At 64.2% G+C, this 21,527-nt stretch carries 16 protein-coding genes and 1 pseudogene; 12 read left to right on the forward strand and 5 right to left on the reverse strand.

Features of this window, described 5'->3' with window-relative positions; all coding sequences use genetic code 11:
• Positions 1-164 precede the first annotated feature (164 nt).
• Positions 165-596: a DoxX family protein gene (locus H290_RS0126515; protein WP_020109894.1), complete on the forward strand. Its 432-nt coding sequence runs from the start codon at positions 165-167 to the stop codon at positions 594-596.
• Here the strand turns inward: H290_RS0126515 and H290_RS0126520 are convergent.
• Positions 593-4,531 (reverse strand): Pls/PosA family non-ribosomal peptide synthetase, encoded by a 3,939-nt coding sequence (locus H290_RS0126520; RefSeq protein WP_020109895.1) that lies wholly within the window; start codon positions 4,529-4,531, stop codon positions 593-595. The genes H290_RS0126515 and H290_RS0126520 overlap by 4 nt on opposite strands.
• Before the next feature lie 127 nt (positions 4,532-4,658).
• Here H290_RS0126520 and H290_RS0126525 point away from each other — a divergent pair, with 127 nt between their 5' ends.
• From H290_RS0126525 to H290_RS0126540, 4 genes and pseudogenes are all read left to right on the forward strand, one after another.
• A complete protein-coding gene (locus H290_RS0126525; RefSeq protein ID WP_020109896.1) occupies positions 4,659-5,630 on the forward strand; it encodes an alpha/beta hydrolase in 972 nt (323 codons plus the stop codon).
• A gap of 101 nt (positions 5,631-5,731) precedes the next feature.
• Positions 5,732-6,663 (forward strand): annotated as a pseudogene (locus H290_RS29895) (TauD/TfdA dioxygenase family protein).
• A gap of 101 nt (positions 6,664-6,764) precedes the next feature.
• The gene (locus H290_RS0126535; RefSeq protein ID WP_036520427.1) at positions 6,765-9,098 is read left to right on the forward strand and encodes an arylsulfatase; all 2,334 of its coding nucleotides are present in this window, start codon (positions 6,765-6,767) and stop codon (positions 9,096-9,098) included.
• A 67-nt stretch (positions 9,099-9,165) separates the two neighbouring features.
• Positions 9,166-10,068 carry an oxygenase MpaB family protein gene (locus H290_RS0126540; protein WP_020109900.1) on the forward strand — a complete coding sequence of 301 codons (903 nt, stop codon included), beginning with the start codon at positions 9,166-9,168 and terminating at the stop codon, positions 10,066-10,068.
• 13 nt (positions 10,069-10,081) lie between these two features.
• Here H290_RS0126540 and H290_RS0126545 read toward each other — a convergent pair whose 3' ends face one another.
• On the reverse strand, positions 10,082-11,974 hold the full coding sequence (locus tag H290_RS0126545; RefSeq protein ID WP_036520430.1) for an ABC transporter ATP-binding protein: 1,893 nt from the start codon (positions 11,972-11,974) through the stop codon (positions 10,082-10,084).
• Between the two features lie 139 nt (positions 11,975-12,113).
• On the opposite strand from H290_RS0126545, the gene fgd reads away from it, so the two are divergent.
• Positions 12,114-13,121, forward strand: a complete 1,008-nt coding sequence (gene fgd / locus H290_RS0126550; protein ID WP_020109902.1) for a glucose-6-phosphate dehydrogenase (coenzyme-F420) — start codon at positions 12,114-12,116, stop codon at positions 13,119-13,121.
• An 81-nt stretch (positions 13,122-13,202) separates the two neighbouring features.
• On the opposite strand, the gene H290_RS0126555 is transcribed toward fgd, so the two are convergent.
• Positions 13,203-14,030 carry a DUF1206 domain-containing protein gene (locus H290_RS0126555; protein WP_020109903.1) on the reverse strand — a complete coding sequence of 276 codons (828 nt, stop codon included), beginning with the start codon at positions 14,028-14,030 and terminating at the stop codon, positions 13,203-13,205.
• 35 nt (positions 14,031-14,065) lie between these two features.
• Complete coding sequence (locus H290_RS0126560; RefSeq protein ID WP_020109904.1) at positions 14,066-14,962, reverse strand: LysR family transcriptional regulator; 897 nt, start codon at positions 14,960-14,962, stop codon at positions 14,066-14,068.
• A 99-nt stretch (positions 14,963-15,061) separates the two neighbouring features.
• Here H290_RS0126560 and H290_RS0126565 point away from each other — a divergent pair, with 99 nt between their 5' ends.
• Genes H290_RS0126565 through H290_RS0126590 form a run of 6 tightly spaced genes read left to right on the forward strand, consistent with a single transcriptional unit; the run spans position 15,062 to position 20,657 of the window.
• On the forward strand, positions 15,062-15,973 hold the full coding sequence (locus H290_RS0126565; protein WP_036520460.1) for a DMT family transporter: 912 nt from the start codon (positions 15,062-15,064) through the stop codon (positions 15,971-15,973).
• Between the two features lie 10 nt (positions 15,974-15,983).
• On the forward strand, positions 15,984-16,553 hold the full coding sequence (locus tag H290_RS0126570; protein ID WP_020109906.1) for a TetR/AcrR family transcriptional regulator: 570 nt from the start codon (positions 15,984-15,986) through the stop codon (positions 16,551-16,553).
• Positions 16,554-16,582: 29 nt separating this feature from the next.
• Positions 16,583-18,670: a phosphate acetyltransferase gene (pta, locus tag H290_RS0126575; RefSeq protein ID WP_020109907.1), complete on the forward strand. Its 2,088-nt coding sequence runs from the start codon at positions 16,583-16,585 to the stop codon at positions 18,668-18,670.
• Positions 18,663-19,868, forward strand: coding sequence for an acetate kinase (locus tag H290_RS0126580; RefSeq protein WP_020109908.1), 1,206 nt, complete (start codon positions 18,663-18,665; stop codon positions 19,866-19,868). Before pta ends, H290_RS0126580 begins: the two co-directional genes overlap by 8 nt.
• A complete protein-coding gene (locus H290_RS0126585; RefSeq protein WP_020109909.1) occupies positions 19,855-20,253 on the forward strand; it encodes a MaoC family dehydratase N-terminal domain-containing protein in 399 nt (132 codons plus the stop codon). Before H290_RS0126580 ends, H290_RS0126585 begins: the two co-directional genes overlap by 14 nt.
• Complete coding sequence (locus H290_RS0126590; RefSeq protein ID WP_020109910.1) at positions 20,250-20,657, forward strand: MaoC/PaaZ C-terminal domain-containing protein; 408 nt, start codon at positions 20,250-20,252, stop codon at positions 20,655-20,657. Before H290_RS0126585 ends, H290_RS0126590 begins: the two co-directional genes overlap by 4 nt.
• A 167-nt stretch (positions 20,658-20,824) precedes the next feature.
• Here the strand turns inward: H290_RS0126590 and H290_RS29900 are convergent.
• Positions 20,825-21,527, reverse strand: a 703-nt coding sequence (locus H290_RS29900; RefSeq protein ID WP_020109911.1) for an HNH endonuclease signature motif containing protein, incomplete at its 5' end; no start/stop codon positions are given.

Consider the following 21,527-nt stretch of genomic DNA (forward strand, 5'->3'; position numbering starts at 1 on the left):
TGAAAGCGTTGAATAGCTTGTGAGTGGACATGTATGACGTCGCACCCCCGATTCATGATCGCTCGTGACGTTACATGGCCGCTCAGGCGATGGCGCTTCAAGACCCATAAGGCACATGGCCACCGAAGTAGTGGTACTTCTCCGCGAGAACAAGGACCGTAGTCATGGGTACATCGAGAAATTTCGCATCCCTGGTCGCACGTGTGATCCTGGGCATAATTTTCATCTTTCACGGATGGCAGAAGTTGAGCACCAACGGAATCGACAAAACCGAGCTCTACTTCAAGTCGCTGGACATCCCGTGGCCACGCGCCGCGGCCTGGTATTCGGCGCTGGTCGAATTCGGTGGTGGCATCCTGCTCATCCTGGGTGTGCTGATGCCGCTGGTGTCGCTGTTGCTGATCGCGGACATGATCGGGGCGATCTTCTACGCCCACATCGACAACGGGTTCTGGTCGACCGACTTCGGATACGAGTTGCCGCTCGCCCTGATCGCCGGCCTGGTCGCCGTCGGGCTTTCCGACACCGGACGCACGGGCGCCGACGGCTACCTCATGCACCGACGGCGCCGAACGACGGTCGAGCGCGTGCCCTAGTTCCACGGCGCGATCGGATTCCCTTGCCAGCGGGTGGAATCGGGAACCACATCGCCCCGCATGACCAGTGATGCAGGTCCGACGGTGGCGCCCGCACCCAGTCCGGAGGCCGGCAGCGCCACACAATGCGGTCCCAGTGTGGCGCCGGGCCCCAGGACGACCTCGTCCATCGCCATCACCCGATCGTGGAAGAGGTGGGTCTGGACAACACAGCCGCGTTGCACGGTGGCGCCATCGCCGAGTGTCACCAGGTCGGCTTCCGGCAGCCAGTACGTTTCGCACCAGACGCCCTTGCCGATGTGGGCGCCGAGCATCCGCAGCCAGACGTTGAGGATGGGCGTGCCGGTGGCGGCATTCGCGAACCAGGGGGCAGCCACGGTTTCCACGAACGCATCGGAGAGTTCGTTGCGCCAGACGAACGAACTCCACAACGGGTATTCGGTGGCCCGGATACGGCCGACGACGGTCCACTTGGCGGCTGCCGCGATGCAGCAGGCGGCGGCACCGGCGATCAGCAGCACGAGCCCACTGACAAGGGCTGCCACGTAATAGTTGGTCTCGATGGCGACGTACTGCAGGGCGATGAGCACCAGCAGGCCCAGTCCGAAGCTGACCATCACCGGGATCAAGCGCATCGTCTCGACGATCGAGCGCGCGATCTTCAGTTTCATGGGTGGGTCGAATGTCCGGGACGTATCGGTTTGCGCGGCGGACCGGCGCAGCCGAACCGGCGGACTGCCGAGCCAGCTCGATCCCGATTTCGCCTTGCTCGGCGTTGCCGACAGAACGGCGACGAGCGAGTTCTTCGGGACCTTGCGTCCGGGTCCGGTCATCCCGGAGTTGCCGAGGAAGGCACGCTTGCCGATCTTGGCCTCGTCGATGTGCATCCAGCCGCCACCGAGTTCGTACGACGCGACCATGGTGTCGTCGGCCAGGAATGCACCGTCGCCGACGGTGGTGAACTTCGGGATGACCAGTGCGGTGGAGATCTCGGTGCCCTTGCCGATGTCGGCGCCGAGCAACCGGAACCACCAGGGGGTCAGCAGCGACGCGTAGAGCGGGAACAGGAAGGTACGGGCCGAGTCCATCAACCGCTCGGTGGCCCAGACCTGCCAGCCGACGCGGGAACGTACCGGGTGATAACCCTTCTGCATTCCGATGGCCAGCAATCGCACCAGGACCACGGTGAGCAGCGCGAACACGAACAGGCTCACCAGGGTGGCGACGGGGAGCAGTGCCATCGCGCGCAGTGTGACCGACTCGAGGTCGTCGGCACGGCCCGCCCAGCTGCCGATGATCGTGAGCCCGGCAGCGAGGGACACCAGCGGAACACCGGCCAGCAAGATCGAGGACACCCCGAAGATGGGAACCCAGTAGCTTCGTCTGGCGGGGCGTTCCTCCGGCCAGGGCCGCTGGGCCTTGCCGGACTTGACCGCGGGTGACCCGGCCCAGAGCTGACCGCCCTTGACCCGGCCCATCACCGCTGAACCCGGAGCGATCTCGGCGCGCGCACCGATGCGGGCTCCCGGCATCAGGGTTGATCGCGATCCGACATTGGCGCCCGCGCCGATCTCGATCTCGCCGATATGGACGACATCGCCGTCGATCCACCACCCCGACAGATCGACCTCGGGCTCCACAGAGCAACCTTCGCCCAGGGTGATCAGGCCCGTCACCGGCGGCAACGTGTGCATGTCGACGCCCCGGCCGATCTGCGCGCCGAGGGACCGGGCGAAGTAGATCATCCAGGGCGCGCCCGACAGATTCGCGGCCCCACTGGCCTCGGTCAGACGTTCGGAGACCCACAGTCGCAGATGCACCGACCCGCCACGGGGATAGTCACCCGGGCGCAAGCCGGCCAGCAGAAGCCGGATTCCGGCCGCGGCGGTGAGCATCCGGCCGAGCGGGGTGATGAAGATGATGAAGGCGGCCAGGACGACCCACCAGCTGATCGGCTGGATCCAGGCGGCGTCGAAAGCCGCCGACAAGACGTTGTTCGCGATGGCCAGCCAGGTCGCCCACTGCAGACCGGTCAATGTGGTCAGTGGCACGGACAACGCGATCTGGGCCAGTCCGGCGCGTCGTGGGGTCGGTTCGACGATGCGTGGCTCGACCACCGCGCCCGGGTTGAGGTCGTCGAGCATCTGCGCCAGCGACCCGAGCCGGGGATGGTCGTAGAGGTCGGCGACGGTGACGGTGGGGAAGCGCTGACGCAGGACGGTCACCAGCTGCGCGGCGGCGAGTGAGCCGCCGCCTTCGTTGAAGAAGTCGGCTTTCGCGTCGGTGATGCTGACGCCGAGGACCGTCGTCCAGTGCCCGGCGAGCCAGGCCTCGGTCGCGCCGAGGTCGCCGAGATCGGCGTCACCGTCGCCCGAGGGCAGCGGCCACGGAAGTGCGTTGCGGTCGACCTTGCCCGATGTCCGGGTCGGCAGTTCGTCGACGAGGACGAGTCGGGGGATCAGCGCGGCCGGGAGCCGGTCGGTGAGCAGATCCCGGGCCTTGTTCACGTCGAACTCGGGGTCCGTCGAAACGAGGTAGCCGACGAGCAATGAATTGCCGGCCGCCGATTTACGGACGGCGGCTGCGGCCCCGCCGACACCGGGGAGGTGCTGCAGCGCGTTGTCGACCTCGCCGAGTTCGATGCGACGTCCACCGACCTTGACCTGATCGTCGGCGCGGCCCATGAACACCAGGCCCTCGGGCTCGAACCGCACCAGGTCACCACTGCGGTAGGCGCGTTCCCAGCCCAGTGTCTCCATCGGCGAGTACTTCTCGGCGTCCTTGACGGGGTCCAGATAGCGGGCCAGCCCGACGCCGCCGATCACCAGCTCGCCGACTTCTCCGGACTCGACGGGCCGCTGGTCGGCATCGACGACGGCCAGATCCCAGCCGGCCAGGGGGAGTCCGATGCGAACGGGCCCGTTGCCGTCGAGCAGGGCGGCGCAGGCCACGACAGTTGCTTCGGTCGGGCCGTACGTGTTCCAGACCTCGCGGCCGTCGACGGCCAGCCGTTCACCGAGTTCTGGAGGGCAGGCTTCACCGCCGAAAATCAGCAGACGCACCGCTTCGAGTGCTTCCGGTGGCCAGAGGGAGGCCAGGGTCGGGACCGTGGACACCACGGTGATGTCGCGCTGGACCAGCCACGGACCGAGGTCCATGCCGGAGCGCACCAGTGATCGCGGGGCGGGGACGAGGCAGGCTCCGTAGCGCCAGGCCAGCCACATCTCTTCGCAGGAGGCGTCGAATGCCACCGACAGTCCGGCCAGCACGCGGTCACCCGGACCGAGGGGTTCGGCCTGCAGGAACATCAGGGCTTCGGCATCGACAAAAGCCGCCGCGTTGCGGTGGGTGACAGCGACACCCTTGGGTGTGCCGGTGGATCCGGAGGTGAAGATGATCCAGGCATCGTCCTCCATGGTCGGCGGGTTGGAGGTCCCGGTACTTTCGCCGCGGGACAGCCCCAGATCCTTGGGCCAGCTCAGCCCCTCGGCACCGAGGACCGCGGCCACACCCGCTTCACCGAATACCAGCGTTGCGCGCTCGGGTGGATCGTCTGCGTCGACCGGCACGTAGGCCGCGCCGGCCGCGAGGGTCGACAGGATGGCCAGGTACAGCTCGCGAGAGCCCGACGGCATGCGAATGCCGACCCGATCGCCGCGTCCGATTCCGCGGGTGCCGAGCCAGGCCGCAGCCTCGTCGACGAGGTCGATCAGCTCGGAGTAGGTCAGGATCGTGTCGCCATCGTCGATGGCGGGTGCATCCGGATGTGCTGACGCGGTCTCGGTCAGAATGTCGATGAGGGTCCGTGCGGTCGGCGCCTGCGCAGATCGGCTGAACTGTGCGAGGGTCGGAGCTGTCACCAAGGGCCCTTTCTCTCCACGTCTGTGGATCAAGTGTTGCAGTCCGGTGGTGGACTTGCGATGCAACGAGACCATATCGGCAGGTGCCGTGTCGTACTCAGGTGGACGCATTGCGGCATGGGAGCTGCAGTTTTCGCCTAGAGTTTTTCTAGAATTTGCCAACTGCAACATTTACCCTGGTTCCGGCGAAGGGAACTCGACGATGTCGGTGACGAGACATGGCAGGCCGAGCCTGCGGTCATACCCGATCTGGCTGGGTTCGCGACTGCTCTTGAAGCCAACTCTTGCGCTCTGGCCGATCGGTGCCCTCGGGCTGCGGCCGCTGTATCTCATCGATGAGATCTTCGCGCTCGGGCCGAAGGCAAAAACCGTCGCGCGGGAGCAGATCACCTTGGCCGGACGGCCGGTGGAACTGTCGGTGCCGGCTCGTCCGAGCGGTCGTGACGAGGCGGCCGCGGTGCTCTACCTGCATGGCGGTGCGCTGGTCGTTTGTGGCCTGGCCACACATCGGGCAGTCGCGAGCCGTCTGTGTCAGGACATCGATCTCGCCGTGTATTCGGTTGCGTACCGGCAACTTCCGGAAGCCGGTGTGGGAACATCCGTCACCGACGCCTATCAGGCCTATCGGGAGCTCCTGATCGAGCGAGGGTTCAAACACGTTGTGGTGGCCGGTGATTCGGCAGGTGGATTCCTTGCCGGCAAGATCGTCGAGCTGGCGCACCGGGACGGCTTGACCCCGCCCGCGGCGTACATCGGATATTCACCGCTGCTCGACCTCGACCTCGGCACCAATCCCGACCGGTCGAGCCGTCGCGACGCCTACCTCCCGATCCGCAAACTTGCTTCGTTGCGAAAACAGTTCGACAAGGGTCCGATCGAACTCGATGGCGTGCGTCGGATCGCGGAGGTGCCACCCGAGGCTTTTCCTCCGACCATCGTCATCACCGCCGAAGACGAGATGCTCGAACCGGATGTGCTGGAACTGGTGGAGTCCCTGAACACCGCCGGTGTGCCGGCGCAGATGCACAGCTATGCCTGGCAGGTGCATGCATTTCCGATGCTGGCGGGTCGCCATCCGGAAGCGCGGCAATCCATCGTGCTGACGGCGCAGTTTGCCAAGGACGCAGTCGCGGCGGCCCGGGTGGGTCGGAGAGGCATTCAACGAGTGGGTTGAGGCGGCTTCGACTCACCGTGAGTCATACGGTTTTCGTCTGGCTGTGCGCGACGTAATTTCGCGGAGAACACATCCACAGCCCGAATTCCGGAAGGCAATCCATGTCTGAACAGATCAGTGTCGTCAAAGTCGGCGGGAACATCGGGGCCAGGATCGACGGTGTCACGCTGTCCGGTGACCTCGACAGCGCCACGATCATGCGATCAATGACGCCCTGCTGGCCCACAAGGTGATCTTCTTCCGCGGGCAGGACCATCTCGACGACGAAGGTCAACTCGCCTTCGCACGTTCACTCGGCGTCCCCACCATCGCTCACCCGACGGTCACGTCGCGCGGCGACACCATCCTGCCGATCGATTCCGATTACGGCCGCGCCAACAGCTGGCACACCGATGTCACCTTCGTCGACCGGGTGCCGAAGGCGTCCATCCTGCGCGCGGTGGCATTGCCCGAGTACGGCGGTTCCACCATCTGGGCGAATACGGTGACCGCGTACGAGCAACTACCCGAACCGCTGAAGGTCCTGGTGGACAAGCTCTGGGCGGTCCACACGAACGTCTACGACTATTCGACGAAGACGGTCGAGGCGGGCGAGCTGAACAAGAACACCGAAGAGTACCGGGCCGAGTTCCAATCGACGTACTACGAGACCGAACACCCGGTGGTGCGCGTTCATCCCGAGACCGGTGAGAAGGCGCTGCTGCTCGGTCATTTCGTGAAGCGTTTCGTCGGCTTCGATTCTTCGGAGTCGACGGCGCTCTTCGACCTTCTGCAGAAGCGAATCACCAAGCTGGAGAACACGGTTCGCTGGAACTGGCAGGCCGGTGACCTGGCCATCTGGGACAACCGCGCCACCGAGCACTACGCGGTCGCCGACTACGACGACAACTACCGTCGCCTGAACCGGATCACGCTGGCCGGGGACATCCCCCGCAGTGTCACCGGCGAGCAGAGCCGGGTTGTCGCCGGGGACGCGGCGCACTTCTCGGATGTCGTGGATCCGCGCGAGTCGCAGCGCGCGATCTCGGTCTGAGGCGCACACAACCAGAGACCTTCCACGGCGCCTCGCCGTCGCACTCACGCGATGGCGCGGCGTTGCTTGTCGGAGGTCAACTTCGTGGATGGAGACAGGTTTTGACGGATTTTGCAGTGCCCGACGGCGCGCGTGGGTACGAGGGATTCACCGGGAAGATCGGCCGGACCGGCGCGCAGTCGGAGCCGGCGTGGGCCGGTGAACCGAAGGCGCCGCAGCGGGCGCCCAACATCATCGTCGTGCTGGTCGACGACATGGGGTATGCCGACATCGAACCCTTCGGTGCCGAGATACCGACTCCCAACCTGAACAGGTTGTCGGCCAGTGGATTTCGTCTGTCGAACTATCACACCACCTCCGTGTGCTCACCGGCCCGCGCGGCGTTGCTGACCGGGCTGAACCCCCACCGGGCCGGTTATGGAACGGTCGCCAACTTCGATCCCGGCTACCCCGGTTTCCGGCTGGAACTTGCCGACGACGTCCTCACACTTCCGGAGATATTGCGGGAGAACGGCTATGCGAACTTCGCCGTCGGGAAGTGGCATCTGGTGCGGGATGTCAATCAAGGGCCCGGCAGGTCGCGTGAATCCTGGCCGATTCAACGGGGATTCGACAGTTACTACGGATCCCTGGAGGGAATGAACTCCTTCTACTATCCGAACCAGCTGGTGGCTGACAACTCGGTGGTCGACATCGAGGAGTATCCCGACGACTACTACGTCACCGACGACATCACCGACCGGGCCATCGGCCAGATCAAGGGGTTGCGGGCGCACAATCCGGACAAACCCTTTTTTCTGTACTTCGCGCACATCGCGATGCACGGTCCGCATCAGGCCAAGCCGCAGGACCTGGACCGGTTCCGCGGAAAGTACGCCGAAGGATGGGATTCTGTGCGACAGAATCGATTCGACGCGCAGAAGCGTGCCGGATTCTTCCCGCCCGAGACCGAGATGGCAGCCCGGAACACAGAACCCGGATACGACGCGCCGGAATGGGCGGCGCTTTCGGCGGATGAGCAGCGTCGCTACCAGCGGTATCAGGAGGTCTACGCAGCGATGGTGCACAGCGTGGACGAATCGGTGGGGCGCATCCTCGACACCGTCGAGGCGCTCGGCGAACTCGACAACACTATTGTGGTCTTCACCTCCGACAACGGCGGCACCGCCGAAGGTGGCGCCGAAGGCACCCGTTCGTATCTCAGCCAGTTCGTCCATTCGCCGGTGCCTGCCGATTGGCCGCGAGACGTGCCGCATTCCGAGGACCTGATCGGGTCGCCGGAGATCGGTACCCACTACCCCCGGGGTTGGGGTCAGGCGTCCAACACCCCGTTCCGGTTCTACAAGGGTCAGACCTTCGCCGGTGGGGTCCGGGTTCCGTTTCTCATCTCGTGGCCGGCCGGACTACCGCGTGTGGACGGCGATCCTGGTTTGCGCAAACACTATTCGTACGTCACGGACATCGCACCGACGATCCTGGACCTCATCGGCGCCCACATTCCCGACGAACGCCGCGGCAAGCCCGCCAAGGAGCGCGACGGTGTCAGCATCGCGAACGTGTTGCGGGACGATTCGGTGCCCACTCCACATCAGGAGCAGTACGCCGAGTTCGGCGGGCACCGGGGCTTCTACCGCGATGGCTGGAAACTGGTGTCGCTGCACGATGATCCGGCACTGCTGGACGACCCGCAGTGGCAATTGTTCGACGTGGTGCTCGATCCCGCGGAGACCCGCGATGTCGCCGGCATATACCCGGAGAAGGTCGCCGAACTGGCCGCCGCCTGGGATCAGGCCGCCTGGCACAACACAGTCTTCCCGCTGCTGTCGGGTCCGGACCTGGCCCGCCGACGGCCCGAGGAGGTGAAACTCGGTGAGCCGGTGCGGATTCTGGCCGGCACGCCGACTCTCGAAGGCTATCGGTCGAGCCGGCTGATCGCCTACCGCGACTTTGTTGTCGACGTCGACCTCGGTGCCTATGCTGTCGGCGACGAAGGCGTCCTGGTGGCGCACGGTGACCCGCTCGGTGGCTATGCCCTGTACGTCGAAGATGGTTTCGTCGTCTTCGACTTCAACTCCTATGGGGTGGTGTCGTCGGTCCGTACACCGATCGCGGCCGGCGCCCGTGGCGTTCGGCTGTCGGCAACTGCGGACGCGTCGGTCCGGTGGGATTTCTCGCTGTCGGTGATCGGGACCGACACGGAATCGGAACCGGTCCGGCTGCCCCGGCAGCTGCAACTCGTCGGGATGGCTCCGTGGACCGGGATCTCGGTGGGGCGCGATGCGCGGGGCCCGGCGTCGCCCCCGTTGCGCACCCGTCGCGGATTGTTCCGGTACGGCGGGCAGCTGAGATCGGTCACCTATACGCCGGGCGAGGTACGGGTTCCGGCTCCGGTCATCGCCCAGATCGAGGCCGCGGCCGAGGCTTCCGCGGACTGAGAAACGACGACGGTGGCAGCAATGGAACAGTATGGAGAAAGTGTTCCATTGCTGCTACGGTCGCGGTATGACAGAAGCAGTCGACACCTCGTCCGCCGGTGATGCCTTCGACCGCCCAGATGCATTCGACCGTCCCGAGATCGTCGGTGCCCCGCTCGGTCCCGGGTCTTTGACCTGGAAATACTTTGGTGACAGCCGGGTGACGCTACTGGGTCCGCGACCGGGTGTGCTCGAGAACATGCTGCCCGAGCTCGGGCAGGCCGTCCTGGAGCACTCGGTGTTCTTCGATGACCCGTTTGCCCGCGTCAAGCGCTCGCTGCCGGGGATCTACGGCACGGTCTACGCGCCGGAGGGCTCGAGCGCCGGCCCCACGGTCCGTGATTTCCACATCAACATCAAAGGCGAGATGCCGGGCGGGGAGCGGTACCACGCGCTCAATCCCGAGACCTACTACTGGGCGCACGCGACGTTTGTCGACATCGTCCTGACCGCGACGGATCGCTTCATCAAGAAGCTCACCGACGCCGAAAAAGAGCAGATCTACGCGGAGTCGGTCACCTGGTACCGCCGCTACGGTGTCAGCGATCGCCCGATGCCGGCCACCTATGCCGACTTTGTGACCTACTGGGACCGCATGGTCGACGAGGTCCTGATCCCGCACAAGACCGCCCGCTACGGCGTCGGATTCGTGACCAAGGGCTATCCGCTGCCACCGGGTATGAATCCGCTTGTCTGGAAGGCGATCTCGCCGATCGTCAATCCGTTCGCGGCCTTCATCACCACCGGCGGTCTGCCGGAACGTTCACGTCGGCAGCTGGATCTGCCGTGGAGCGACCGCAAAGAACGCAATTACCGCCGATTCTGTGCGGCCGTCCGGGCGATCGATCCGATCTACCGGAAGCTGCCCGCCAAAGTTCGCTACAACAAGTTTGCGCTGAAGGGTTTCGCGCAGGCAGGTGTCCGGCCCTGAGGGGTGGTCGTGCTCACTTGATCTGCGCGGAGTTGTTGTCCGAGAACTGGGTTCGATACAACTCGGAGTAACGACCGCCGCGCGCAAGCAGTTCGAGGTGTGTGCCCCGTTCGACCACGCGGCCGTCCTCCATGACGAGAATCTCGTCGGCCGCCCGGATGGTCGACAGTCGATGAGCGATCACGACTGATGTCCGGTCGGCGAGTGCTTCGGCCAGGGCTTCCTGCACCGCGGCCTCCGATGTGGAGTCGAGGTGAGCGGTGGCCTCGTCGAGGATCACCACAGATGGTTGCGCGAGAAGCAGTCGTGCGATGGTCAGGCGCTGACGTTCACCGCCGGACAGGCGGTATCCACGTTCGCCGACCACTGTTTCGAGGCCGTCGGCCAGACTCGCCACCAGACCGTCCAGTCGGGCGCGCCGCAACGCGTCCCAGATGTCCTGCTCGGAGGCGTCGGGGCTGGCAAACAACAGGTTTTCACGGACCGTGTCGTGGAACAGATGTCCGTCCTGGGTCACCAGTCCGATGGAGCGGTGCAGAGATCCGCTCTCGATGTCCCGAATGTCCTTGTCGCCCAGCAGTACCGCCCCGCTGTCGACGTCGTACAGGCGTGTTGCGAGTTGGGCAACAGTCGATTTCCCGGCCCCGGAACTGCCGACGAGCGCGACCATCTTGCCCGGTGGCACCGTGAACGAGACGCCGTGGATCACCTCTTCACCGCCCCGGGTATCGAGGATCGCGACCTCTTCGAGAGATGCCAGCGACACCTTGTCGGCCGACGGGTACGCAAACCGAACGTCCTTGAAGGTCAACGACTGTGGGCCCTTGGGGGCGGCCACCGCGTCCTCCTTGTCGGCGATCAGCGGCGGCAGGTCGAGAACCTCGAAGACGCGCTCGAAACTGACCACGGCGCTCATGATCTCGACACGCGCATTGGCGAGTGCGGTCAGCGGTGCGTACATCCGGGTCAACAGCAGGGCCAGCGAGACCACGGCACCGGCGTCGAGATGGCCGTTCACGGCGAGGTAGCCACCCAGTCCGTAGACCATCGCCAGGGCCAGCGCCGAGACCAATGTCAGTGAGGTGACGAAGATGCTCTGGGCCAGTGAGCGACGGACTCCGATGGCCCGGACCTTGTCGGCGCGGATCGAGAACTCGTCCGATTCGTGGTCGGGACGGCCGAACAGTTTCACCAGGGTGGCACCCGGCGCCGAGAACCGCTCGGTCATCTGGGTGGACATCAGCGAGTTGTATTCCGCGGCCTCCCGCGAGAGTGACTGCATCCGCTTGCCCATCCGGCGTGCCGGAACGACAAATAGCGGCAATAGGACAAGCGTCAGCAACGTGATCTGCCAGCTGATCGACAGCATCACCGCGACGGTCAATGTCAGCGTGACGATGTTGGACACCACGCCCGAGAGGGTGTCGGAGAAGGCGCGTTGGGCGCCGATGACGTCGTTGTTGAGGCGGCTCACCAGCGCGCCGGTGCGGGTTCGGGTGAAGAACGCGACCGGCATCTTCTGGACGTGATCGAACACCGCTCGGCGCAGGTCGTAGATCAGGCCTTCGCCGATCGTCGACGACAGCCAACTGACCAGGAGTCCGGCCGCGGCCTCGGCGAGTGCGATCAGCGCGATCAACACGGACAGCCACACGATCGTGGACGCGGGCCCTCCATCGACGATGTGGTCGACCACCTGACCGGCCAGGACCGGCGTGAGGACGGTCAGGATCGCGATCACCACGCTGAAGATCATGAAGACGGTGAGCTTGCCGCGATGTGGCGTGGCAAAAGCAACGATCCGGCGAACCGTGACGCCGCGGTTCTCCCGGCGCTGTTCGCGGTCGAGGTTGGGCGCGTTCATCGACCGGTACATCGTGTTCCAAGCAACTGACTCCATACTCATGACATCAACTGTAGAAGTTCAAGTTCGCTTTAAGTCAATTCGTGTGTGCGGCGCCGTTGTCCTCAGCCGGTTGATGCCGCCGATGTGGGTTTGTGATCAACTGGAAAGCAAACGTTGCAGATAGAACGAGGGAGACACGGTGGCATTGCGACTCGGGTACAAGGCTTCGGCGGAGCAGTTCAATCCTCGTGAGTTGGTCGAGATCGCGGTGGCCGCGGAAGAGCACGGAATGGATTCGGTTGCGGTCTCCGATCACTTCCAGCCGTGGCGCCACAACGGTGGCCATGCCCCGTTCTCGCTGGCCTGGATGGCCGCGGTGGGTGAGCGGACCAAGCGGGTGCAGATCGGCACTTCGGTGATGACGCCGACGTTCCGCTACAACCCGGCGGTGATCGCGCAGGCGTTTGCCTCGATGGCATGCATGTACCCGGGCCGGATCATGCTCGGTGTGGGCAGCGGTGAGGCGCTCAACGAGTACGCCACCGGATTCCAGGGCGAATGGCCCGAGTTCAAGGAGCGGTTCGCGCGGCTGCGGGAGTCGGTGGCGTTGATGCGCGAGCTGTGGACCGGTGAAGAGGTCAACTTCGACGGCGAGTTCTACAAGACCCAGGGCGCGTACATGTACGACATCCCCGAGCAGCCGGTACCGGTGTACATCGCCGCCGGTGGTCCGGTGGTGGCGCGGTACGCCGGTCGTAGCGGTGACGGATTCATCTGTACCTCGGGCAAGGGTATGGAGCTGTACACCGAGAAGCTGATCCCGGCGGTGAAGGAAGGCGCGGAGAAGGCCGAGCGCAACTTCGAGGACATCGACCGGATGATCGAGATCAAGATCTCCTACGATCCCGATCCCGAGTTGGCGTTGGAGAATTGCCGGTTCTGGGCGCCGCTGTCGTTGACCCCGGAGCAGAAGCACAGTGTGAACTCGTCGACCGAGATGGAACGCCTCGCCGACGAGTTGCCGATCGAGCAGGTTGCCAAGCGCTGGATCGTGGCGTCTGATCCCGACGAGGCGGTGGAGAAGGTCAAGGCGTACACCGATGCGGGTCTGAATCATCTGGTGTTCCATGCCCCCGGCCATGACCAGGCGCGGTTCCTCACCAACTTCCAGAAGGACCTCGAACCCCGCCTGCGCAAGCTCGGCTGACCCGCCCCCTGACACCGAAAGTGTGCCCTTTTGGCGAACAAAACCCAGGTGGGGGCCGCCAAAAGGGCACACTTCCGGGGTTTACATTCGGGCGTAGCGCGCCATCGCGAAACAGTAGAGACCGTAGGCGGCGATCCCGAGCCCCGCGAGGACCAGCAGGAACTGGCCGAACGGTGCCTCGCCGAGGGTTTTGACTGCGCCGTCGATGCCAGTCGCCTTGGACGGGTCGGAATTGATGGTCGCGACGATCACCAAGATCCCGGCGCCGACCAGGACCAGGCCCTTCGCCGTGTAGCCGACGACTCCGAGCGGTGTGACAACTGAGCTTCCGGAGGTCTTCAGGTCGTCGAGGAACTTCTTCGTCACGCCTTTGTAGACGTGGTAGCCGCCGATCGCGATGATGATCAGACCCACGACGATGAGCAGGGCCTTGCCTGCGGTGTTCTCCATGAGCTTCGCAGACAGACCTGCGTTCTGCTTGCCGCTGGATTTGCCGCTGCCGACGGCGAATTGCACCGCGGAGTAGGCGAATGCGAAATACAGAATTGCCAGACCGGCGGCCTTCGCCCGGTCGAAGAGTTCGGATTTGTCAGAGGAGTTGTCCTGGCCGGAATCGGGTTCCGAGGGGTGCGGACCGATGATCATTTCGGCGATGCGCCACAGGGCCATCGCCACAAACGCCACGGCCGCAATCCACAGCACCAGTTTGCCGCCGGGTTTGTCGGTGACTGTCGCAAGTGCACCGGACTGGTCGGCGTTGCCGCCGGATCCGAAAGCGATCCGGAAGATGATGTAGGCGATCAGCAGGTGCAGTAATCCGCTGACGACATGGCCGGCCCGGGCAGCTTTCTCGAAAAGTGGGCTGTCCGTTGCTCGGTCCACGGCGCCGGTCGCTTCGTTGTTGGCCATGGTTCCACCACATCACATCAGCGCGACGTTGTGGGTCAGGCGGCCAAAGGAGTTGCGACCCGATTGCGCAGCAGCTCGGTGATCCGTTCCACGGCCGGGTTGCCGCGCACCGCGTGACGTGTGCGAACCGAGATGGTGCGCATCGGCGTCGGGTTGATCAGCGGGCGGCTCACCACACCCGCAGGCAGTGTCGCCGCCCCGAGCAGCGGCAGGACCGTGATCCCGACGCCGGCCGCGACGAAACTGATGGCGGTCGGATAGTCGTGGGTCTCGATGTGGAATCCGGGGGAAAACCCCACCACCGAGCAGGCGTCGAGAATTGTCTGGCGGCACGGCCCGCGAGAGACGTCGTTGTCGACCCATTGCTCGTCGCGCAGTGCAACGAGGTCGACCTGTTCCCGGGCGGCGAGTGGGTGGTCTTCCGGCAGCACCACCACATAGGGCTCGGTGAGCAGTTGCTCGACGTCGTAGCCGCGCAGCGGGGTGGAGGCAGCGCCCTCGACATAGATCTCGACGTCCGGATCCCCGGAGGCGTCGTGCGCCAGCTCGATCAACCGCAAGTCGACTCGCAGCCGGGGGTATTCGCGGGTGATGGCTGCAATGACCGGGGGTATCCAGGCGGCACCGGCCGAGGCGAAGTAGCTGACCGACAGGCTGCCCACCCGGCCGAGTCGCAGGTCATTGACCAGGGATTCGAGTTCGGCGAGCCGCTCGAGAACCTGTGCGGCCTCTTCGGCCACGGTCAGCCCGACCACCGTGGGTCTGATGCCGCGCCCGTCCTTCTCCACCAGCGCGAGTCCGGTCTCCTTCTGGAGCGCCGTCAGGTGCTGGCTGACCGCAGACGGGGTGTATCCGAGTGCTGCGGCTGCTTCGTTGATCGAACCGGCGGCCACCACAGCTCGGAAGATGCGCAGTCGATGGACATCAAGCATCCTCTCAAGATACAGCCGTACTGAAGTGTCGACAAGAAAAAGTCACTTGTGCTTATGGGTTGTGTGCGTGACAGTGGGAGTCATGAAAGCGGCGATGTCATGAGAGCGGCTGTGGCCAACAACCTGGCTGTGGTCGCGGCTGCGATCACCGTCCTGCTCTGGGCCTCGTCATTCGTGGTCATCCGTTTTGCCGGCGAGACGTTCTCGCCCGGAGCACTGACCGTGACCCGGCTGGCAGTCGGCTCGGCTGTCCTCGTGGTCATCGCGTTGCGCTACCGTCGGCCGTTACCCCGGGGCAAAGGGCTGGCGCTGGTCATCGGTTATGGCCTGGTGTGGTTCGCGGGCTACACCGTGCTGCTCAATTGGGCCGAGCAGCACCTCGACGCGGGAACCGCGGCGTTGCTGGTGAACTTCGCGCCGATCCTGGTGGCGGTTTTTGCGGGCCTGTTCCTGGGCGAAGGCTTTCCGAGGCAGTTGGTGATCGGCATCCTCGTGGCATTTTCCGGGGTCCTCCTGATCGCACTCGGAGGCTCCGGAGGCAGCAACAACGACAAACTCGGGATCATCCTGGGCCTGATCACCGCAGTCCTCTACGCGGTGGGAGTGCTGATGCAAAAGGTGGCATTGCGCACAGTCGATGCCGTCACCGCGACCTGGGTCGGCTGTCTCGCCGGGTTCCTGGCGACCCTTCCGTTTGCGCCGAAGGCCGTCTCCGAGTTGTCGGAGGCCTCGGCAGGGGCAATCGCCGCCGTCATCTTCCTGGGCGTCGGGCCGACTGCCATCGCCTTCCTCACCTGGGCGTACGCACTCTCGCGCACAGATGCGGGCAAGATGGCCGCCACCACGCTGGCGGTGCCGGCGATTGCGATCGTGCTGTCCTGGATCTTCCTCGGAGAGGTCCCGACACTGCTCGGGTTGATCGGTGGCGCGATGGCGCTGGCGGGTGTGGCGATCAGTCGCCGACGGAGCCGGGTGAGGCCGCAATCGCCAGAACCTGCGGTGACCTCCTAATCTCTGGGGTATGGATCGAGATCGGATGGTCGACGTGGCCATTGCCGTCGTGGAGCGCTTCGGCGCCCGGGCGTTGAGTCTGACGTCGGTGGCACGGCATGCCGGTGTGGGTCGGGCGACCGCCTACCGGATGTTCGGCGGCCGCGACGAGTTGGTGCAGGCGATCGTCGAACGTGAGGTCAAAACCCTCGGCGACCTGATCGCCGGCTGGATCGCCTCGGAGACCGATCCGGCGGCCAAGGTGTCGACGATGGTCGTCCATGTTCTCGCCTACATCCGGGAACATGAAGCGCTGCAATATATCCTGCGCAATGAGCCCGAAGAGATCATCGCCACCATCGTCGCCCGTGGACCGGACCGCGATGCGGCGACCACCATCGTCGACATCATCGTCGCGAACAGTGTGGGCAATTTCAGCGCCGAGCCCGAACTGGAGGCCGCACTCATCCCGGACGCGCGACGGGCAACAGAGTTCATGGTGCGGGTTGTCTACTCTTACATGCTGATACCCGGAAGTGCGATGTCCGACGACGACATCGCGGCGATGGTTGTCCGTTCCACCGTCAGAGCCGCCGATTAGCGCTCGGCTGCCGGGGCTAGGGTGGGCCAATGGACGCATCGGTGTCGAACAGCATCTATCTGGCATCACCTGAAGGCGACACCGGAAAGTCAACCGTGGCGCTCGGTCTCTTGCATCTGCTGGCAGCTTCCGGCGGTCGGGTCGGGGTATTCCGGCCGATTTCCAGGACGAACTCCGGTCAGCGTGACTACATCCTGGAGCTGTTGATCGAACATGACTCCAGCGACCTGAACTACGACGATTGCATCGGCGTGACGTACGACCAGGTGCACGCGGATCCCGATGCCGCGCTCAGTGAGATCGTGAGCCGGTTCCACGCCGTGGAGGAGCGCTGTGATGCGGTGCTCGTCGTCGGGTCCGACCACACCGACATCGCGAACCCGTCGGAACTGACCTTCAACGCGCGGATCGCGGCCAACCTGCAGACCCCGATGTTGTTGGTGCTCAAGGCTGCTGACCGCACCGAGGCAGAGGTTGTGTCCCTGGCCGAGTTGTCTCTGGCGGAACTGTCGGCAAATCACGCCAAAGCCGTCGCCCTGATCGCGAACCGCTGCGACCCAGATCGGCTGGCCGAGGTGAAGGCCGCACTCGAGCAGGCCACCGGACTGCCCTCCTGGTCTCTGCCGGCGGACCCGCTGCTGGTCGCCCCGACAGTCGCGGAGTTGATGGCTGCACTCGATGGCGAGATCTACAGCGGCGACCCGGAATTGCTCGGCCGTGAGGCAGTGAACGTGATGGTCGGCGGGATGACCGTCGAGCACATCCTCGAACGGCTCACGGAAGGGATGGCGGTGATCACCCCGGCAGACCGTTCGGATGTGCTGCTCTCTCTGGTGGCCGCCAACGCTGCCGAGGGTTTTCCGAAGCTCTCCGGGATCATCCTCAACGGTGGACTCAAACCGCATCCCAAGATCGCCGCGCTGGTAGAGGGGCTCAACTCAACGTTGCCGATCATCTGCTGCGAACAGGGAACGTACGAAACAGCAAGGGCTGCAGTGCATGCGCGTGCCCGGATGAACATTGATTCGGCTCGGAAGATCGATATTGCCCTGAACCTGATGGAAGAGCATGTGGACTCGGCAGCGATGTTGGCGAAGCTCCAGCTGCCGATTCCGGAAGTGGTGACACCGCAGATGTTCGAGTACCAGCTGATTCAGCGGGCTCGCCAGATCCGCAAGCGGATCGTCCTGCCCGAAGGTGGCGACGATCGGATCCTGCGCGCCGCCGGCCGCCTGTTGCGTAGGCATGTGGCAGACCTGACCATCCTCGGCGACGAACGGTCGGTGCGCGACCGGGCCGCCGAACTCGGGGTGGATCTGTCTGATGCGGTCGTCATCGATCCCGCCACGTCGGATCTGCTCGACGAATTCAGTGCGGCGTACACCGAACTGCGCAAACACAAGGGGATGGACGTGCAGCGGGCCCGCACCATCGTCAAGGACGTGTCGTACTTCGGCACGCTGATGGTGCAGCTCGGGTATGCCGACGGCATGGTGTCGGGTGCGGTGCACACCACCGCCCACACGATCCGGCCCGCATTCGAGATCATCAAGACAGCTCCGGGGGTGACGACGGTCTCCAGTGTGTTCTTCATGTGCCTTGCCGATCATGTTCTGGCATACGGTGATTGTGCGATCATTCCGGATCCGACCGCCGAACAGCTGGCCGATATCGCGATCTCGTCGGCGGCGACGGCGGCCCAGTTCGGTATCGATCCGCGAGTGGCGCTCCTGTCGTATTCGACCGGTGAATCCGGTAGTGGCGCTGACGTGGAGAAGGTGCGCGAGGCCGCGCGACTGGCGCGCGAACGCGCTCCGGAACTGTTGATGGAGGGGCCGATTCAGTACGACGCAGCGGTTGATCCGGAGGTGGCGCGCACCAAGATGCCCGACTCCGAGGTGGCGGGGCGGGCTACCGTGCTGGTATTCCCTGACCTCAACACGGGCAACAACACGTATAAGGCCGTGCAGCGCAGTGCTGATGCGGTGGCGGTGGGTCCGGTGTTGCAAGGCCTGCGTAAGCCGATCAATGATCTGTCGAGAGGTGCATTGGTGTCAGACATCGTCAATACGGTCGCGATCACCGCGATCCAGGCACAGGGGATCGCCGGTGAGTGACATCGATACCGTTCTGGTGCTGAACGCGGGTTCGTCGTCCCTGAAGTATCAGCTGGTGCAGCCTGATTCGGCGTTGGTGATGGCCCATGGAATCGTGGAACGTATCGGTGAGTCCGAAGGACGGGTGGAACTCGTTCGTGGCGACGACGTCACCGAGTTCATCGGTGAGATCGTCGACCATCAGGCCGGGCTGTCCAAGGTGTTCGAGCTGTTCTCCGACGCCGGGCATGACCTGGAATCCGAGGGCATCACGGCGGTGGGGCATCGTGTGGTTCATGGCGGGCCGCGCTTCCATCGGCCCACTGTCGTCGACGACTCGCTGATCGAGGCGATCAAGGACTTGGAAGATCTTGCTCCGTTGCACAATCCGGTGAATCTCTTGGGGATCGAGGCGATCCGCCGACTGTTGCCGGAGGTTCCGTCGGTGGTCGTGTTCGATACCGCCTACTTTCACGGGTTGCCAGAGCATGTGGCCGCCTATGCGATCGATCGTGAGCTGGCGCTCGAGCACCACATCCGACGGTACGGATTCCACGGCACCTCACACGAATACGTGTCGACACGAACTGCCGAGTTCCTGGAAGCAGATCTGGGAACGCTCAATCAGATCGTGCTGCACCTGGGTAACGGCGCGTCGGCGTCGGCCATCTCGGGCGGCAGGCCGGTCGAGACGTCGATGGGATTGACGCCGCTCGAGGGCCTGGTGATGGGAACCAGAAGTGGTGACATCGATGCGGGCGTCGTGATGTACCTGAAGCGTGCGGCCGGTCTTGATGTCGACGACATCGATGTAGTGCTCAATCGGCGGTCAGGGTTGAAGGGCCTGTGCGGGGAGAACGACTTCCGCGCGTTGATCCAGATGGTCGACGACGGTGACCCGGCGGCGACACTGGCCTACAACGTCTACATCCATCGGCTACGCAAATACATCGGCGCCTACATGGTCACGTTGGGCCGGACCGACACGATCGTGTTCACCGCGGGCGTGGGGGAGAACAATGCCAAGGTCCGAGCAGACACCATGGCCGGGCTCGAGAACTTCGGCATTGTGATCGACACCGAACGCAATGCCGCCAGAAGCCGTGAGCCGAGGATCATCTCAACTGATGACTCCGCGGTGACCGTGCTGGTGGTACCGACAAATGAGGAACTCGCGATCGCGCGGCAATCAGTGGAGGCTCTCAATGATGATCGTTGAAGGCGCCAACGTCACGCCGGAGTCTCCGTACGAGGTGACGCAGGCAGGTATCGACGAAGTGGTGGCGGTGATCGGTGGACCGCCGGCCACCTCGGGTGAGGCCCCGCCGACCTTCGTCAATGTGGTCTTGGGACCGGCGATCAAGGCGTTCCTCGATAGTGGCGACACACATTTCGCCGGGGTCGTACACACCGCCGAATCGACAACCTACACAAGATTCTTGAGAGCAGGCGACGTCGTGAACACGAGTGTGACGGTGACAAGTGTGCGGGCCCGGCCGTCGGTCACGCAGTTCGAGATCCTCTCGCTTGTCACCGACCTGGACGGGCAAGAGATCGTGCGAGTCAACTCGTCACTGATTTGCGAGACCGAGGCCACCGAATGAGCGATCTCACGGTCGGCACCGTGCTGTTCGACGTGTCCGAAACCATTGACCAGCAGCGAATCCGCGCCTATGCGCTGGCCTCGAAGGACAACAATCCGATCCACGTCGACGAGAAGGTCGCCGTGGCAGTCGGATTGGCGGGGCCCGTCGCCCACGGCATGTTGACAGTCGGCATCGGCATCGGCCATGTGATGCGATGGCTCGAAGGCAAGCCGCTCCGATTCCTGAGGTACGAAACCAGATTCGTCAAACCCGTTGTGGTGCTCGACGACGTCCCTGCCGAGCTGTCGGTGTCAGGTGTGGTGGGCGCTGTGTCGGACGACGAGAGCCGAATCGACCTACGAATGAGGTTGCAAGAGAGTGGCCAGATGGTGCTGCGCCCGTTCCGGGTGTTTGTGGGTTGACCCGTCAGCACGCCGCACAATCTGGACCACTCTCCGGCCCCGCCGGTGGCCGATTTCACTATGAAGTTCTCAAAGGTCAGGCAGTACACAGCGGTTGCTGTGTTGCTTGGGGTTCTCGGAATATGTCGTCGTAGGCGTTCTGGTCTTGCGGTTCCGGCCTCGCCTGGTTATGCGGCAGCGAGGTCGGACGTCATGGTCCGGCGGGCATGGGACCGCAGATGCGTTTTGGTCGCGTCGTCAGGATTGATGAACCATGGATGCCCGTCGGTACCGATGAAGACTTCCCAGCGCATGTGATGGATGTATCGGTGGTGTCGCTTGCACAGGAGAACGGTGTTGGTCAGGCTGGTGACCCCGCCGTGACTCCAGTGCTCGATGTGGTGGGCATCGGTTCTGCCGGGCGGGCAGCCGCAGCCAGGGTATGCACAGCCTTGGTCCCGGGCGATCAACGCTTTGCGGATCGCCGGTGTCACCGTCCGGTGGTCGCGGCCGACGTCGAGCGGGACCATGTTGTTGTCGACCAAGATTTTCGTGATCACCGAATCGCAGGCCACCATCTGAGCGGTCGATGCGGAGGCGGGTCCGGTCCATTCAAACGAGGCTGCCAACGCCGGCGGCTTCACACCACCCAACCCACGCAGTTGTAGTGCCTGTAGATGTTCGGGTGACACAGTCAGGTTGACGTGGGGTTTCGCGCCACCACGGGTGGGTCGATCTTCTTGATCGAGGTACGAATCCAACAGTTGCTCCAGCGCGTCGGCGGTGCGTTGGGCTGTGGTCCGACTATCGGGTGATCCATCGGGTTCGGGAACCTGTTTGGACAATGGATCCAGCGCTACTGCAAGCTTTTCTCCGAGTAGGTTGTCCAGA

It is taken from the genome of Nocardia sp. 348MFTsu5.1 (assembly GCF_000383535.1).
Classification (GTDB): Bacteria; Actinomycetota; Actinomycetes; order Mycobacteriales; family Mycobacteriaceae; genus Williamsia; species Williamsia faeni.

What these genes read in the sequence shown, in the direction of transcription:
- H290_RS0126555 (WP_020109903.1), bottom strand. Translation starts at nt 14,030, where the DNA reads ATGGCCAACAACGAAGCGACCGGCGCCGTGGACCGAGCAACGGACAGC.
- H290_RS0126545 (WP_036520430.1), bottom strand. Translation starts at nt 11,974, where the DNA reads ATGAGTATGGAGTCAGTTGCTTGGAACACGATGTACCGGTCGATGAAC.
- H290_RS0126590 (WP_020109910.1), top strand. Translation starts at nt 20,250, where the DNA reads ATGAGCGATCTCACGGTCGGCACCGTGCTGTTCGACGTGTCCGAAACC.
- H290_RS0126570 (WP_020109906.1), top strand. Translation starts at nt 15,984, where the DNA reads ATGGATCGAGATCGGATGGTCGACGTGGCCATTGCCGTCGTGGAGCGC.
- H290_RS0126520 (WP_020109895.1), bottom strand. Translation starts at nt 4,531, where the DNA reads ATGGTCTCGTTGCATCGCAAGTCCACCACCGGACTGCAACACTTGATC.
- H290_RS0126515 (WP_020109894.1), top strand. Translation starts at nt 165, where the DNA reads ATGGGTACATCGAGAAATTTCGCATCCCTGGTCGCACGTGTGATCCTG.
- H290_RS0126560 (WP_020109904.1), bottom strand. Translation starts at nt 14,962, where the DNA reads ATGCTTGATGTCCATCGACTGCGCATCTTCCGAGCTGTGGTGGCCGCC.
- H290_RS0126565 (WP_036520460.1), top strand. Translation starts at nt 15,062, where the DNA reads ATGAGAGCGGCTGTGGCCAACAACCTGGCTGTGGTCGCGGCTGCGATC.
- H290_RS0126540 (WP_020109900.1), top strand. Translation starts at nt 9,166, where the DNA reads ATGACAGAAGCAGTCGACACCTCGTCCGCCGGTGATGCCTTCGACCGC.
- H290_RS0126525 (WP_020109896.1), top strand. Translation starts at nt 4,659, where the DNA reads ATGTCGGTGACGAGACATGGCAGGCCGAGCCTGCGGTCATACCCGATC.
- H290_RS0126585 (WP_020109909.1), top strand. Translation starts at nt 19,855, where the DNA reads ATGATGATCGTTGAAGGCGCCAACGTCACGCCGGAGTCTCCGTACGAG.
- pta (WP_020109907.1), top strand. Translation starts at nt 16,583, where the DNA reads ATGGACGCATCGGTGTCGAACAGCATCTATCTGGCATCACCTGAAGGC.